This is a genomic window from Lysinibacillus sp. NPDC093190, from assembly GCF_050280425.1.
Taxonomy (GTDB): Bacteria; Bacillota; Bacilli; order Bacillales_A; family Planococcaceae; genus Lysinibacillus.
In genome coordinates this window covers 54,231-70,030 of record NZ_JBNNVG010000008.1, presented here as the reverse complement: position 1 = coordinate 70,030, position 15,800 = coordinate 54,231, and the positions used below count along the sequence as shown (strand labels likewise).

Annotated in this window: 15 protein-coding genes and 1 pseudogene; 13 read left to right on the top strand and 3 right to left on the bottom strand. The window is 36.7% G+C overall.

Annotated features, from left to right (window positions below; translation table 11 throughout):
- The first annotated feature begins 537 nt into the window (after positions 1 to 537).
- Entirely contained in the window at positions 538 to 2,283 is a 1,746-nt protein-coding gene (locus ACQKOF_RS08725; protein ID WP_427555559.1) for an HD-GYP domain-containing protein, read from the top strand.
- Between the two features lie 49 nt (positions 2,284 to 2,332).
- On the opposite strand, the gene ACQKOF_RS08720 is transcribed toward ACQKOF_RS08725, so the two are convergent.
- Positions 2,333 to 3,718 (bottom strand): glycine--tRNA ligase, encoded by a 1,386-nt coding sequence (locus tag ACQKOF_RS08720; RefSeq protein ID WP_427555556.1) that lies wholly within the window; start codon positions 3,716 to 3,718, stop codon positions 2,333 to 2,335.
- Positions 3,719 to 4,177: 459 nt separating this feature from the next.
- Between ACQKOF_RS08720 and ACQKOF_RS08715 the strand changes: the two genes are divergently transcribed.
- The 11 genes from ACQKOF_RS08715 to ACQKOF_RS08665 all read left to right on the top strand — a co-directional run bounded on the left by ACQKOF_RS08715 (position 4,178) and on the right by ACQKOF_RS08665 (position 14,266).
- A complete protein-coding gene (locus tag ACQKOF_RS08715; RefSeq protein WP_427555553.1) occupies positions 4,178 to 4,810 on the top strand; it encodes a helix-turn-helix transcriptional regulator in 633 nt (210 codons plus the stop codon).
- 19 nt (positions 4,811 to 4,829) lie between these two features.
- The gene (locus ACQKOF_RS08710) at positions 4,830 to 5,642 is read left to right on the top strand and encodes a pyruvate, water dikinase regulatory protein (protein ID WP_427555551.1); all 813 of its coding nucleotides are present in this window, start codon (positions 4,830 to 4,832) and stop codon (positions 5,640 to 5,642) included.
- 207 nt (positions 5,643 to 5,849) lie between these two features.
- Positions 5,850 to 7,682, top strand: a complete 1,833-nt coding sequence (dnaG, locus tag ACQKOF_RS08705; protein WP_427555549.1) for a DNA primase — start codon at positions 5,850 to 5,852, stop codon at positions 7,680 to 7,682.
- A 32-nt stretch (positions 7,683 to 7,714) separates the two neighbouring features.
- Positions 7,715 to 8,842: an RNA polymerase sigma factor RpoD gene (gene rpoD / locus ACQKOF_RS08700; RefSeq protein ID WP_053484645.1), complete on the top strand. Its 1,128-nt coding sequence runs from the start codon at positions 7,715 to 7,717 to the stop codon at positions 8,840 to 8,842.
- Between the two features lie 250 nt (positions 8,843 to 9,092).
- Positions 9,093 to 9,656, top strand: a complete 564-nt coding sequence (locus ACQKOF_RS08695; protein ID WP_427555547.1) for a hypothetical protein — start codon at positions 9,093 to 9,095, stop codon at positions 9,654 to 9,656.
- Positions 9,657 to 10,117: 461 nt separating this feature from the next.
- Positions 10,118 to 10,465 carry a c-type cytochrome gene (locus tag ACQKOF_RS08690; RefSeq protein ID WP_427555545.1) on the top strand — a complete coding sequence of 116 codons (348 nt, stop codon included), beginning with the start codon at positions 10,118 to 10,120 and terminating at the stop codon, positions 10,463 to 10,465.
- 181 nt (positions 10,466 to 10,646) lie between these two features.
- Positions 10,647 to 11,339: a tRNA (adenine(22)-N(1))-methyltransferase gene (locus ACQKOF_RS08685; protein WP_427555542.1), complete on the top strand. Its 693-nt coding sequence runs from the start codon at positions 10,647 to 10,649 to the stop codon at positions 11,337 to 11,339.
- Position 11,340: 1 nt separating this feature from the next.
- Positions 11,341 to 12,462 (top strand): Nif3-like dinuclear metal center hexameric protein, encoded by a 1,122-nt coding sequence (locus ACQKOF_RS08680; RefSeq protein ID WP_427555540.1) that lies wholly within the window; start codon positions 11,341 to 11,343, stop codon positions 12,460 to 12,462.
- 15 nt (positions 12,463 to 12,477) lie between these two features.
- A complete protein-coding gene (locus ACQKOF_RS08675; RefSeq protein WP_427555537.1) occupies positions 12,478 to 12,702 on the top strand; it encodes a hypothetical protein in 225 nt (74 codons plus the stop codon).
- Positions 12,703 to 13,286: 584 nt separating this feature from the next.
- Entirely contained in the window at positions 13,287 to 13,535 is a 249-nt protein-coding gene (locus ACQKOF_RS08670) for a DUF2164 domain-containing protein (RefSeq protein WP_427555535.1), read from the top strand.
- Positions 13,536 to 13,729: 194 nt separating this feature from the next.
- Complete coding sequence (locus ACQKOF_RS08665; protein WP_427555533.1) at positions 13,730 to 14,266, top strand: NADPH-dependent FMN reductase; 537 nt, start codon at positions 13,730 to 13,732, stop codon at positions 14,264 to 14,266.
- A gap of 147 nt (positions 14,267 to 14,413) precedes the next feature.
- On the opposite strand, the gene ACQKOF_RS08660 is transcribed toward ACQKOF_RS08665, so the two are convergent.
- Both ACQKOF_RS08660 and ACQKOF_RS08655 read right to left on the bottom strand, forming a co-directional pair.
- Positions 14,414 to 14,593 carry a hypothetical protein gene (locus ACQKOF_RS08660; RefSeq protein ID WP_427555531.1) on the bottom strand — a complete coding sequence of 60 codons (180 nt, stop codon included), beginning with the start codon at positions 14,591 to 14,593 and terminating at the stop codon, positions 14,414 to 14,416.
- A gap of 425 nt (positions 14,594 to 15,018) precedes the next feature.
- A complete protein-coding gene (locus tag ACQKOF_RS08655) occupies positions 15,019 to 15,555 on the bottom strand; it encodes a tubby C-terminal domain-like protein (RefSeq protein ID WP_427555528.1) in 537 nt (178 codons plus the stop codon).
- Between the two features lie 85 nt (positions 15,556 to 15,640).
- Here ACQKOF_RS08655 and ACQKOF_RS08650 point away from each other — a divergent pair.
- Positions 15,641 to 15,767, top strand: a pseudogene (locus tag ACQKOF_RS08650) (GNAT family N-acetyltransferase); the annotation flags it as partial.
- Between the last annotated feature and the right edge of the window lie 33 nt (positions 15,768 to 15,800).

The window sequence follows — 15,800 nt, the reverse complement described above, 5'->3', positions numbered from 1 at the left end:
TGCTGCCGCTGCGTTAGCACTACGCTTTCGCGCAAAAAACATCTGTTGGCCTAAAGCCTCCGGCGGATGTCACGGAATCGGAAAGGAGTTAATAAAGGATGTTAGCCTAAAATCATCGCATCCACGCGATAACGGCTAACTGACCTGCATCGTGCAGGCCTAAGCACAAAGCCGATTCTGGACGCAATTATGCCGAGGCATAATTGATACTATTCTTGTATTACTTATACGTTTCGTACCCATTGAAATTAGGCCAATCTATATAAATCTGACATGCATATAAAATGTAAAACAAGCCTCTATCAGCAAAAGGTTTTAACTTCTTTCAGCAATTATTTTCTGTAGCGAAAGCAAAGCGTCAGCTACAATTATTTTCTGTAGCGAAAGCAAAGCGTCAGCTACAAATGTTTATGTAACGTAAGTGAAACGTCAGTTACATATGTGAAAGAAGTTAAAGCCGATTCGGGACGCAATTATGCCGAAGCATAATTGATGAACAACGCAGTCTTATCGAAGAAGGAGGGAGTCACATAATGCTTGAACATTGCGTATGTGGCAGAAAATATGCTAAGAAAAGTGACGTTAAGTATTGATGAAGTTGAAGCAAATGATATTTTAGCTGAAGATATATTTTCTGATTATCGTTTACTAGCTAAAAAAGATCTAGTTTTAACGGAACGAATTATTGCCTTACTTAAACTTAGAAAAGTAGACGAATTATCTGTTTATTTACCAACTGATTCAGTCCGAATTGTGCATGATTTAAGTGTTCAGCGTACAAGGGATTTCGAGGATGTATTTGCACCACTAATGGATAAAAAGGATGAGGTAGATGAATATAAAGATACAGTAAGTAACCTTTTTATGACTACATTAGAGAATGTTGTGCATGAATTACGCTATGGTCAAATTTTAAAAAGCATCCAAGATACTGCTTATGTACGAGGTGTTTTTGAAAAAATTTTAGAAAAAAAACATCGCTATGAATTACTCATGCGATTAAAAGAATGGGATGAGTATTCTTTTGTTCATTCATTTGATGTTTTCGTTTTAGGTACAATTTTTGCACGTTATTTAGGTTTAACGGATATTGAAACGCTAGCAAGAGGCTATTTGTTCCACGATATTGGGAAGGTATTTATTCCACAAGAAATTTTAAATTTGAAACGGAAATTATCGGAAGATGAGTTTGACATTGTTAAAACTCACGCGACTAAAGGTTATGAACTGCTCATAGAAAATGGGGAAGATGATATTGCCTATTTTGCACGTGATCATCATGAGCGCTTTGCCGGTCAAGGTTATCCGAATCAGCTTTGTGAGGATGATATGTGTGAAGGAGTTCAATTACTGCAAATTATTGATGTTTATTCAGCAATGACATCAAAGCGAGTATATCATTCGGGATATGCTGCAACAGATGCATTAGCTGTTTTATATCGTGATCGACATTTATATAACGAGAAATTTATGCACAAATTTGTAGAGTGCTTAGGGATTTATCCTGTCAACTCAGTCGTTCAATTATCTGATAATCAAAGTGCACAAGTAGAACTTGTCTATGATTTATTCCCAACGTTACCTAAAGTTAAGCTGTTGGATGAACAAAAGTCTATGATTTTACCTTTGAATTATAGTGTGAAAATTTCGAAAATGATCGATTATCGTGCTAACAGCTTTGAAGAAATTTTTAACTTATTTATAGAACAATTAATTCGCTGTGATGAAAACAGCTTAAGAGTCTACTTTAATAAATTAATAGATCATTTACATCCTAAAGAAATTGTTTTAAAAATATTTTTACCTGCCTTTCGAATTCTGCGTTTATTAACGAGAGAAATTCAAACGGATATGACAAAATATAGGAACTCTATAAATATTCTAAAGAAATTATTAGAAGAGCAATTAAATGTATTGTATATGGATTATCAACATGAACAAACGACTATATTAGTTGTGGAAACTTCACTCCGTGAAAATTTCTTCATAAAACTTGTGCAAAGTATTTTGTATATTGACAAAATTGTGCCGTTTTTTATTAATCCAGATGATGACCAGCGCATTACACAATTAATGGAACATTGTAACGTAAATATAGCTTACTTTATTGAGGATGACCTAACTGTCGATAAGAGAGTTCGCCCAATGCGAGAAGGAACGTTCCTTTTTTATTCGCTTGTAGATATTGAAGAATTACTTATTAGCTTAGTCGGTATGAATATGAAAAGGTTTTCATTTGAGGAGAAGATGCAAGAGCACTTGTTTTCAACATTAAAGACATGACAAGAGGGAGTCGCTTAATATGCGACTCCCTCTTTATATACTTATAAAGTTAGAATTGAAGATGTTTTTCAATGTATGCTTTAACATCTGTAATTGGCATACGAACTTGAGACATTGAATCGCGATGACGCACTGTAACCTGACCATCCTCTTTTGAGTCAAAGTCGTATGTGATACAGAATGGTGTACCAATTTCATCTTGACGACGGTAACGTTTACCGATTGATTGAGACTCGTCAAAGTCAACTGGGAATGCTTTGCGAAGCTCTGCCCAAACATTTGTAGCTTCATCAGAAAGCTTTTTAGAAAGTGGTAGGACTGCTGCTTTAAATGGCGCTAGAGCAGGGTGGAAGCGTAAAACTGTACGCTTATCATCGCCTTCAAGCTCTTCCTCGTCATAAGCATCGCAAAGGAATGCTAATGTTACACGGTCTGCACCTAAAGAAGGTTCGATACAATATGGAATATAACGTTCGTTTGATACTGGATCGATGTAAGTGAAATCTTCACCAGAATGCTCCATATGCTGTTTTAAATCGAAATCTGTGCGATCCGCTACGCCCCATAGCTCGCCCCAACCGAATGGGAATTTAAACTCGATATCAGTTGTAGCATTTGAGTAGTGAGACAATTCGTCATCTTCATGATCACGAAGACGCATAGACTCTTCTTTCATGCCTAAATTTAATAACCAATTTTTACAAAATTCTTTCCAGTATGCATGCCATTCAAGGTCCTCGCCTGGCTTACAGAAAAATTCTAGTTCCATTTGTTCAAATTCACGTGTACGGAAAGTGAAGTTACCTGGAGTAATTTCGTTACGGAATGATTTACCGATTTGTGCAATACCGAATGGTGTACGTTTACGCATAGAACGTTGTACGTTTTTAAAGTTTACGAAAATACCTTGTGCTGTTTCTGGGCGTAAATATATTTCGTTAGTAGAAGATTCTGTTACACCTTGGAATGTTTTAAACATTAAATTAAATTGACGAATATCTGTAAAATCAGCTTTACCACAATCAGGGCACACTACGTCATACTTAATCATCGTTTCTTTCATTTGATCAAATGTCATACCATCGACAATGATTTCATCGCCTTTTGCTAGCGCAGCGTCCTCGATGATTTTATCTGCACGATGGCGCGCTTTACATGCCTTACAATCAATCATTGGGTCATTAAAGTTACCAACGTGACCAGAAGCAACCCAAGCTTTTGGGTTCATTAAAATTGCAGCATCTATCCCAACATTGTGCTCTGATTCTTGGACAAATTTTTGCCACCATGCTTTTTTAACATTGTTTTTTAATTCAACACCTAGTGGACCGTAATCCCAAGTGTTTGCTAAGCCTCCATAGATTTCAGATCCAGGGAAGACAAAGCCGCGATGCTTCGCTAATGATACAATTGTTTCCATTGATTTGTTAGCCATAAAAATAGCCTCCTTCATAGTTTTCACAGAGTGAACATTGATTTTGTTTTAGCGAATTTATACAAATGATAAATTCACTAGAGATATTTTTTAATTTAGTAAGGACTAAATTAAAAATAGCACCCGTCTCCGGGCACAATGAATGCCCAGGGACGAGTGCTATAACCCGCGGTTCCACCCTGATTGTTTTAAACGTGTTGTTTAAAACCTCTTTTCAAAAAGTTAGCTCAAGGAGTGCCTTTTCTCTGTTGTTATGTAGACTTTCACCATCTTCTACTCGCTTTAATATGGAACAGATACTTTTTTCCCATCATCGCCTGTATAACGCAAATCGCTCGAAAATACATCTAGAGCAAGCGTATGTGTCAATATTGTAGCATGTAGTTCTTTTCTTCGCAATAATTATTAAAATAGTATATAATAATTGAGCATAAGTATAACACTATTAGATTTGAGGCGGTGAGTCCAATCGAACTCAATAAACGTCAGGAAGAGATTTTACAAATTGTGAAAGAAAACGGCCCAATTACAGGCGAACATATTGCAGAACGTCTTAATCTGACAAGGGCAACTTTAAGACCAGATTTAGCAATACTCACAATGGCGGGCTTTTTAGATGCTAGACCTCGTGTTGGCTATTTCTATTCAGGTAAAAAAGCATCCGTTACATTGATGGATAGTATTAACAATTTAAAGGTGAAAGATTTTCATTCAGGACCAGTTGTTGTACCGGAAACAATGACTGTTTATGATGCAATTTGCTTCATGTTTTCAGAGGATGTTGGAACACTCTTTGTCGTAGATAAGAATGAATTTTTGACAGGGGTACTTTCTCGTAAGGATTTACTACGTACAAGTATTGGTACGCAGGATTTAAACAAAATTCCTGTACATATAATTATGACACGTATGCCAAATATTTCGTACTGTGAGAGACCAGATTCTTTAGTTGTCGCAGCGAATAAACTAATTGAACGAGAAGTTGATTCGCTACCAGTAGTAGAGCCACAAGAAGGTGGATTAAAAATCGTTGGTCGTCTTACAAAAACGACGATTACACGAGCTTTCTTATCACTAGCACAGAATGTCTAAATATTTGAAGGAGAGCAACATGAAAAGACTACGGGTTTTTGTTGTATCTGATTCAGTTGGTGAAACTGGTGATCAAGTAGCGAAAGCAGTTATTAGCCAGTTTCGACCTGGTTTGGAAAACACGGTAATTCGTCGTTTTCCTCATATACAATCAGAGGAGCTCATTCGGAAAATTGTAAGCCTTGCAGCGAAACAAAAGGCATTTATTGTGTATACGCTTGTTCGCCAGGAAATGCGATCGATCTTACAGGAACTGTGTGAGCAAGAAAAGATATATGCTGTCGATATTTTAGGGCCTGCTTTAAAAACAATGGCAACTTTTGTGGAAGAGTTTCCTTTAGAAGCACCAGGGATTGTTCACCAGCTAGATGATGATTATTTTAAAAAAATTGAAGCTATTGAATTTGCAGTAAAATATGATGATGGTAGAGATCCACGTGGTCTATTACAGGCTGATATTGTGCTAGTCGGTGTTTCACGTACCTCTAAAACACCGTTATCACAATATTTAGCACATAAACGCTATAAGGTAGCGAATGTACCTTTAGTGCCGGAAGTGGAGCCACCAGAAGAACTATTAAAAATTGATCCGAAAAAATGTTTTGGTTTAATTATTTCTCCTGATAAATTAAACTCAATTAGAAAAGAGAGATTAATATCTCTTGGATTGAATGATGATGCTATCTATGCGCAGCATAATCGAATATTCGAAGAAATCCAGCATTTTGAAAAAATTGTCGCTAAAATCGGTTGTAAGGTTATTGATGTGACAAACAAAGCTGTTGAGGAAACAGCGAACGTCATTATTGAGCATATCTTGAAATGTAAATAAGAAACGAACGATGATAAACCACCTCGGTTGTAAGAGGCGGTTTTTTTGAGTCGGTTGTGAAAATAGTATAGATAAAAACTAATTTTTGTTTTATAATAATAAAATTGTGGTAAAAATATTTATTAAGAGAAAAATCCTATTTTTTTGTCGAGAAATAAAGGATTTTTAAATCGGATAGCGAATTGTGTTTTATAACGTAATTTAAAGATGGTGATGGATTTGGCAGGGAAGATTCCTGAAGAAGTGATTGAACAGATTCGCACACAATCGGAAATTGTTGATGTCATAAGCGAATACATGCAGCTTACAAAGCGTGGGCGAAATTGGTTTGGCCTCTGTCCTTTTCATGGAGAACAAACGCCATCTTTTTCTGTGTCATCAGACAAACAAATTTTTCATTGCTTTGGTTGTGGTGCAGGCGGTAATGCCGTTACTTTTGTGATGGATATAGAGGGTATTTCTTTTCCTGAAGCAGTCGTGAAACTTGGTGAACGTGTTGGCATACATTTAGATGTAGGGCCAAGTTTACCTGAAGTAGCGAAAAAGGTATCTAAAGCGGAAGAAAGGATGAAAGAAGCACACGCTTTTGCAGCAGATTTTTTTCATCATTTACTGTTAAATACTGAAGATGGTGAAGAACCTTTAAATTATTTGCTAGAAAGAGGATTTACAAGGGAACTTATAGAATCTAATAGCATTGGATGGTCTCTTCCTAGCTTTGATGCATTAACGATATTGCTTGAAAGAAAAGGTTATAACTTACAAGAAATCGCGGAAAGTGGTTTAGTTATCAAGCGTGAAGGGGAAGAACGCTATTTTGATCGTTTTAGAGGGCGTATTATGTTTCCTATTCGTGATGAGAACGGTAAGATTATAGCATTTTCAGGACGAATCCTTGCATCGACTGGTGAAGAGGCAAAATATTTAAATAGTCCAGAAACACCAATTTTTCAAAAGAGTGAAGTGCTATATAACCTAGATAAAGCACGAACCTCAATTAGAAAAAATCGTCAAGTAGTATTGATGGAAGGATTTATGGATGTTTTAGCAGCAACCTCTGTTGGCGTAACGAATGCTGTAGCAACAATGGGCACCTCGCTTACGAATCAGCATATCACAAAGCTAAAGCGCTTAGTAGAGCAGATTACGATTTGCTATGACGGTGATAATGCTGGTTTTGATGCGGCAAAAAGAGCAGCACAGTTACTTCAAACGGAACGTATGAAAGTCAATATTGCGGTGTTACCAGATAAGCTAGATCCCGATGAATACATTCGTAGTTTAGGTGGACAAGCATTTAAAGAACAAATTTTGGAAAACCCTCATGCGTATATTGCTTTTATGATGATGCATGCTAGACGAAATAAGAACTTTCAGTTTGAAAATGATACGCTTCAATATATACAAGAAGTTCTTGAACAACTGGTAGGTAGATCATCACCTGTCGAACGAGATCTGTATATAAGACAGCTATCGAATGAAACAAATATCTCGGAAGAAGCGATTTATGCTCAATTCCGAAAGCTAGAGGCAAATCAGGTGCGTTCTGCAAAAGTAGAAATGCCTGTTCCAACGCCTTCGATGCCGGTCACTCAGCAACACAAGCCTATGGACGCAGCTGAACGTGCCGAACGTTTATTACTGGCTCATATGCTTCATAATATAGATGTAGTGGACAAGGTATTACGTAGTGAGCAAAAAGATCCGTTTGCACGAGATGCCTATATGGCAGTTTTTGTTCGCTTAGTAGGATTTTATGAAGAATATGGTCATCCTGATTATCAGCGTTTTGTTGAGATTTTGGATGACTCTGAATTACGTAAGATTGTAATGGAAGCGGCTTTAGCGGAACGGGATCCGGACCAAGCAGAGGCAGAGGTCACAGACTCAATACGTCAGCTGCAAAAATATAGAATTGAGCAAGAAATTCAACAAAAGATGCATGAGTCAAAGGAAGCGGAGAAGATGCATGAGTATGCGCGTGCACTTGAAATCGCCCAACAGATTATTCATTTAAGAAAATCGTTATCGGCGATTTAATCCGATTCGGTTGTTTAGAAGGAGGAAGGTTTATGGCGGACAAGTCAGAACGTTCAAAAGAGGTAGAAGTAGAAATTACATTAGATGAAGCAAAAAAAATACTACAAGAAAAAGCAAAAACAGAAGGTGAAATTTCAATGAAAGAAATTTCAGAGAAACTAGCGCCTTATGAATTGGAGAACGAAGAGATTTTCCACTTTGCTGAGGATCTTGAAAAGGCTAAAGACATTCAAATCATTGGAAAAGAAGAGTTTGAAGAAGAAAGCTTAATGAAAGAAGAAGCAAGCGAAGAGACTTTTGATTTAAATGATTTGAGTGTACCACCGGGTGTTAAAATAAATGACCCTGTACGTATGTATTTAAAAGAAATTGGTCGAGTTGATTTACTTTCTGCCGAGCAAGAAATCGCATTAGCGGAACGTATTGAGCAAGGTGACGAAGAAGCTCGTAAACGCCTAGCAGAAGCGAACTTACGTCTTGTTGTATCGATTGCAAAGCGATATGTTGGCCGTGGAATGCTATTCCTTGATTTAATTCAAGAGGGGAATATGGGGCTTATCAAGGCTGTTGAGAAATTTGACTACCGTAAAGGCTTTAAATTCTCCACTTATGCAACATGGTGGATTCGCCAAGCGATTACACGTGCAATTGCAGACCAAGCACGTACAATTCGTATTCCAGTGCATATGGTAGAAACAATTAATAAATTAATTCGTGTACAACGCCAATTACTACAAGACTTAGGTCGCGAGCCATCTCCTGAAGAAATTGGGGAAGAAATGGATTTAACACCTGAAAAAGTACGTGAAATTTTAAAAATTGCACAAGAACCAGTATCTCTTGAAACACCAATTGGAGAAGAAGATGATTCACATTTAGGAGACTTTATTGAGGATTCTGAAGCTCAATCTCCATCTGACCATGCAGCTTATGAATTGTTAAAAGAGCAATTAGAGGATGTGTTAGACACATTAACTGACCGTGAAGAAAATGTCCTTCGCTTACGTTTCGGTTTAGATGATGGTCGCACACGTACATTAGAAGAGGTAGGGAAAGTATTTGGTGTAACACGTGAACGTATTCGCCAAATTGAAGCTAAGGCGCTTAGAAAGCTACGTCACCCTTCTCGTAGCAAACGTTTAAAAGACTTCTTAGAATAAAATAAACAGTTTAGGGCTATCTAATTAGTGATGCTAATTGGGTAGCCCTTTGTTATGCTACTATTGAATCAGGAGAATACTCGTGTAAGCAAAGTCTATCAAAAGAAAATATTGTTTCGGAAATGTTTATATTGTGTTTTAGAATGAGGCGATGTTCATATTTTTGCTACTTTATACAGATGTGTTTTTGAATATTTTGAGATAAAATTGTAATAACAACCATTATAAAGCAATGTTTGGAGCAAAAACTATGACAAATCCTCGAAAAAAAATAATCTTGAATGAGATTTTGTTTTGGAAGCAGAATAAGCTATTACCAGAGCATTACTGTGACTTTTTAGCGGCTCTATATGCAGAGGGGATAGATGTAGAGGAGTTAGAACCAGTACATCATAAACAGGCTATATTGCCTTCAGAAAAGAGAAGGCTTCTACTTGTAATCGCAGGTATATGTATTGCTATGATTACGCTGTTATCTATTTATTTTACAATATCATCCTTAATGATCATTTTAACGGTTGTCGTTGGAATAGCTGCTGTGATATTATTTCGGACGGCGTTTCGAATGGCACGAAAAAATGATTTATTAGCCCCCGTTTTCCATCTGTTAGGTGCTATTCTATTGTTTAGTATGTCTATTCGAATTTACACTACATATTTTAATGGGAATAATATTGCATTGTTTTGCTTGATTGCAGCAAACTGTGGGGTTTGGCTTTGGTCAGGTTTAAAAATGAAGCTACTTTATTTCACGGTCTCAGGTGTCCTAGGTTTACTAGCACTGATCAGCTATTATATCATAAACTTATTATAAGAAATCACTTTGTATTTTAGTTTCGCTAACAAAGACAAGAATCTGTTTGCTTTCAAATAGCTAACGGATTCTTTTTTTGTATCGAAATTGTGTCTGTAATTTATCCCACATTAACTTCCTGTAAATGCTCTATTGGTGAAGACTATAATCGTGAATGAATTATTTCAATAATACCTATTAAAAAAGATATTTTGACTTTCTTGGTATATGAATGTGTAAAAGAGGAAAGATAACAGCATGTAAGAAAGTTAAGTTTAAATGCTAAAAGGTGATAGATAGTCCAAGTAATGGGGATTTCAAGACATATTTTATCCAATAGTTACAGAAATGTCGAATTTGTTACAAACAAAGGAAAACTTAGCGAATAGGCTTTTCGTTTTATGGTTAATGGAGTACAATGTTAGATGTTGACTGATTCTATATTATCATAGAAGTAGATTTAAAATGAGGAGGGGAAACATATGAAAAACAATCCAGTCGTTCCTTACATCTTAATTTTAGCATTTGGTATTGGTCTTATTTTCTTTTTGTCTTTAACAGGTTCAGAAAACAAAAAAGAAATCGCTGCTGAAAAAGAGGGTGGTGGCGAAAAAACAGAAGCTACTGATGACTCTGCATTAGTACAATCTTGTATTGGCTGTCACGCTGCTGACTTAACTGGTTCTGTTGGTCCAAATCTACACGGCTTAGATGAAGCTCGTATCGTAGATGTTTTAACAAACGGAATCCCAGGAACTCCAATGACGCCTGGTATGAAAAACGAAGCGGAAGCAAAAGCGATCGCTAAGTACATTTCAACTCTAAAATAGTCTAAAAAAGTAGCTGTACTGAAAGCGTTTAATCGTAATCGGTACAGCTACAATTTATTTATCTTCATTTTAGTTAATAAAAAAGGGAGTTGCTCAAAAATTTGAGTCAACTCCATTTGTTTTTTTTCACGACATCATCCATACTAAGAATGGACACTATTTAAGACAGGCGGTAAAAAAAATGAATGCACAAAAATTATCAAAACGATTAGAAACAGTAGCAAAATATGTACCCTCTGGTGCGGTTATAGCTGATATTGGCAGTGACCATGCATATTTACCATGCTACTTAATTCATAAAGGTATTGCTTCTTATGCGATAGCGGGGGAAGTTGTGAAAGGACCATTTGAATCAGCAGTTGGACAAGTGAAAAAAGAAGGCTTAACAGAAAAAATTACAGTACGACTTGCGAATGGCTTAGCGGCAGTGGAAGAAGCTGATCACGTAGATACAGTTACTATTGCTGGGATGGGCGGACCTCTTATTGTCTCCATTTTGGAGAAGCATCCAGATAAATTGCAAGGGGTAACAAGGCTTATTTTGCAACCAAATATTCATGCTAAAGTGATTCGCGAATGGGCATTAGCACATAATTGGGCAATCCAGGACGAAGAGATTTTAGAGGAAGACGAAAAAATTTATGAAATTCTTGTATTGCAAAGAAGCACAATGACGTTAACGGAACCGGAAATTTTATTTGGTCCGAAATTAATGCAACGAAAATCACCATCATTTATAAAAAAATGGTCACGTGAAAAAGAAAATTGGCAGCGTGTATTAAAGTCCATTGAAGGGGCAGATCAAACACCTGAAATTGAAGGAAAACGTGCAGAGTTAGTAGCTCTACTCAATTTAGTGGAAGGGGTTCTGTGAGATGAAAACAGTTAACGGTCAGGAAATTATACAATTGTTCGAATCATGGTCGCCTAAAAAACTAGCCTGTATGGAAAATGACCCAATTGGTCTTGCGATCGGCACATTAAATAAACCTGTAAGTAAAGTATTAGTCACATTAGATGTTAATGAAGCAGTAGCAGACGAGGCTATTGCTCAAGGATGCGAGCTAATAATAGCGCATCATCCACCGATTTTCAGACGACTTTCGAATATTCGTACTGACAATCCGGCTGGGCGTTTATATGAAAAGCTTATAAAAAATGATATTGCCGTTTATGCAGCACATACGAATCTAGACGTGGCTGAAGGTGGTGTCAACGATTTACTAGCAGATGCTCTACAGCTTGAAAACCGTTCTATTTTAGAAGAAACATATGCTGAAAATATGTTGAAGCTGGCAGTTTTTATACCGACTGCAAATGCCAATGATTTACGTGAGGCATTAGCAAAGGCAGGAGCAGGTCGTATTGGAGATTATGAAGCGTGTAGCTATACTACATTGGGAGAAGGGCGTTTCCGTCCACTAGAAGGTGCAAATCCACATGTAGGTTCTATTGGTGAATTACATGTTGAAGAAGAAGTGAAGGTAGAAGTAGTATTTCCAGAATCCATAAAAAATCGTGTATTAAAGGCAATGTTAAACGCGCATCCATATGAAGAACCTGCCTATGATATCATTCGCCTAGACCAGCAAACGAATGTAATGGGCTTAGGCCGAATTGGTTATTTACCACAAGAAATGACTCTTCATGAATTTACACAATTTGTAAAGGGGCAGCTAGACGTACCTGCTGTCCGCGTTGTTGGGGATTTACAGTCGAAGGTGAAAAAAGTTGCGCTTGTCGGTGGCGACGGCAATAAATATATCTATTCTGCGAAACGTGCTGGGGCAGATGTATTTTTAACGGGAGATATGTATTTCCATACTGCCCAGGACGCTCAAGCAATTGGTCTACAAATCGTAGATCCAGGTCATCATGTGGAGAAAGTGATGATTGCAGGAGTAGCTAAAAAGATGGCGAGAATGTGTGAGGATAAAAAATATTCTGTTGAATTTGTCCAATCTACTATTCATACAGAACCGTTTTTATTCGTGTAAGAGAGGGGAATATCTATGGCGAATGAAAAACCTGTCGGTAATAAGGCCGGCAAGTTATGGATGATGATTGGTTTGCTAATTGCTGTGTTTGGGGTAGGGATGACATTGATGACGAATACGATGAATGCCAAAAAAATTGATACTATGACCGAGCAATGCGAAAAAGATGGTGGAGAAGCCATTGTCTCTAAGGAAAAGAATTTTCTATCAACAAACTATTCATTTAAATGTAAACAGTAATAATAACAAGGCTGAATTATAGTATTAGATATAATTCAGTTTTTTTATGTTGTTAAAAAACTATTTTGTCAAAGATATTAAGGTGTCCATTATGTATCTTCGGGCATGGTGCTTTATAGTATAAAGCGAAACTTTAGCAAGATGTCTTTTGGTGCGAAAGTGAAAAGTTAGTATTAACAGGTGTACAATTGCATCACTGATATAAGTCTTTTCTGTTCGATTATGGTGAGTAGCAATAGTGCTCACTTTTAAAATGAATAAAATTTATAAAGGTTCTACGCTATAGCTGATTGGAGTGGAAGGCTACTCGACTCCCGTGGGAATGCGAGACAGGCGAGACCCTGCACGGAGCGTAAGCGGAGGAAGCGGCTCGACGCTCGCCCACAGGAAAGCGAGAAGCCTGGAACGGAAATCACCCTCACTAAAAGTGCCATAACATTCACCAAATTTTCTTTGTGCATTTTGTTTTTAAACACTATGCAAAGGCAATAGTTAATATAATTCAGTCTTTTTGTGTATGCATGGATTAATTTTAGAGTGTTATGATAGGTGAGTATAAATTGCTATGAAAGGAGAGTTTTGGATTGTTTATTCGTTTAACAAAAGAACAACAGGAAACAATAATAGCTGATATTCAACGTTTTTTCTATAATAATCGAGATGAGGATATTACAGAATTTGAAGCAGAAAGAGTATTAGACTTTATAAAGGAAAATATTGCTCCGCATATTTATAATGCGGCTATCTCGGATGCAAAATATGTTGTAGAAAGACAATATGCCTCGATTGAGGATGAACTTGTAGTATTAGAAAGACCTATAAAAATAAAATAATTATTTATTGTAATATTTGTTTTGAATTAAAGATAAACTAATTCAAAGTAAATAATAAAGATGCTAATTAATCATCTAACCATTGAATAAAGTGGCTGTTTCCTGAACAACATGGCTAAGAGAGCCGATTTTATTCAATTTGATGAAAGTAATGATTCGGTTACACTTTGAGGGATAAAACAAGGAGGCAAAACATGGTGAAAATAGGGGTTATTTTAGGTAGTACGCGTGATGGTCGTTTAAGCCCACAAGTTGGCGAATGGGTAAAGGAAGTAGCTGAAAAACGCGGAGATGCGGAATATGAAATCATTGATATCGCGGATTTTAAATTACCACTTCTAGGTGAGCCAGGTGGAGATGCTTCAGGGGCAGCTTCATGGTCACAAAAAGTCGCTGCATGTGATGGTTTTGTATTTATCGTTGCAGAATATAACCATTCCATTACTGGGGCATTAAAAAATGCATTAGATTACTTGCGAGTGGAATGGAATAATAAGGCGGCAGGAATTGTTTCTTACGGTTCTGTTGGCGGTGCAAGAGCTGCTGAACATTTACGTGGTATTCTTGGTGAATTATTAGTCGCGGATGTTCGCGTCCATCCTGCTTTATCATTATTTACAGACTTCGAAAATGGCACGGTATTTAAGCCAAAGGATGTGCAAGCAGATTCAGTAAATCAAATGCTAGATCAACTTATCCCTTGGGCAACAGCATTAAAAACAATCCGATAAGGGCCTTAAGCAGTCTGTACAGTAAAATATTTCGATTACAGGAACTGCTGTACATGTGAAGGAACTAAAAGTGCATATATAAAAGGGAGCCGCTAACAGTATTTTTATTATCTAGGAAGCGGCCCTTTTTTAAATGCCTCCATTCCACTAATGTTTTATTTCTTCAATGACTTTATCTTTTAAATCTGCATCCATAGAGGAAAGTTTAACATTATTAGTGAGACGTTCTTTTAATTCTCGATCTGTCATAATACCGCGTTCCTCTAGAATTTGAACAAGTAGATCTAACGTCATTAAATTTTTAATATCTGCTGCTTTTGTATCCATTTTAAATGCCTCCAAATGTATAGTATTTCTACCTCTTTAGTGTACTCCTTTTTTAGAAGGACAGCGTAAAATGGTCAAAACAAAGCGAAAATATTTCGTGTCCCGGAATATATTGAATGATTCTAGCAGTAGCGGAAGACATGTAATAGATGGCTTTAATGAGAAATTAGCGACAAATAGTTGTAAATGCAATAAAGCTACTTATATAATTTCTAACATCAAAAAAGAGGCTGGGACAAAAGTATTTTAGCTAAAGTAAAACCCGAACAAATTTGCAAGACACTCATACGGTGTTTTGCCATTGTTCGGGTTTTCTAAATACAGTGCTTAATTTATTTGAAAGTAATTCGGCTTTCGCAAAGAGCTAATTAGTTATGTCCCAGCCTCTTTATCGTTCATTAAGCGTATGTTATGTATAAAGCCTCTTAATTACTCAATGAGAATAAAGCCTGATACAGAGTTGCTAGCAAAGCAACAAAGAGTGTATCGTCAGAGTTAAAAAGTTTAAAAGATATACCAGTACGCACAAGTTCAGTTTCTATATTACTAGCGCTAGCTATTTTTTCATCATTACAATATAAATAGGCGGTTGAAGTAAAATCCTTTTCAAAGCGAAAAGCGAGTCCATCTATTGTAAAAGAGTAGGAGGATTCAAGTAATTGAACCGTCTTCCGTTGTATCGGTAAAATGGATCCATCTGGCATAATAAGCTGATGGCTAACACCCTTTGTTAATAGTGTAGATCTCACTTGAAAAAGTGGTGCCCCTAAGGTAGTACGGGTTTCATAGCGATGTGGCAATGTTTGTTGTGCAGCAACAAGCATGGCAGCGTTGATTACTTTTCCAACGGATGAACGTTCAACCTTTTGAAGCACACAAACTGTCTCATTTTGTTCATTCACAATAGGGATGTTTGAAAAGCTTTCGAAAGCTTTTGGGTAGGTAAGGGTAAATGTAGTCATAAAAAAGCCTCCAGTCTTCTTACTATACGGGAAAGCTTTACTCTAGGTTTCATCTTCAACAAAAATTTTAGAGAGTTGAATCATAATGAACTATAAATTTAGTAGTATGACACCAGAGCAATTAGAAGATATCACCTTTAATTGGCATTATGACGGAGAATATTCATTTTATGATATGGAAGCAGATCGAAGATTTAGACGAATTTATCAACAAAAATGGAATATGAAGTTTAACACTGAAAAAG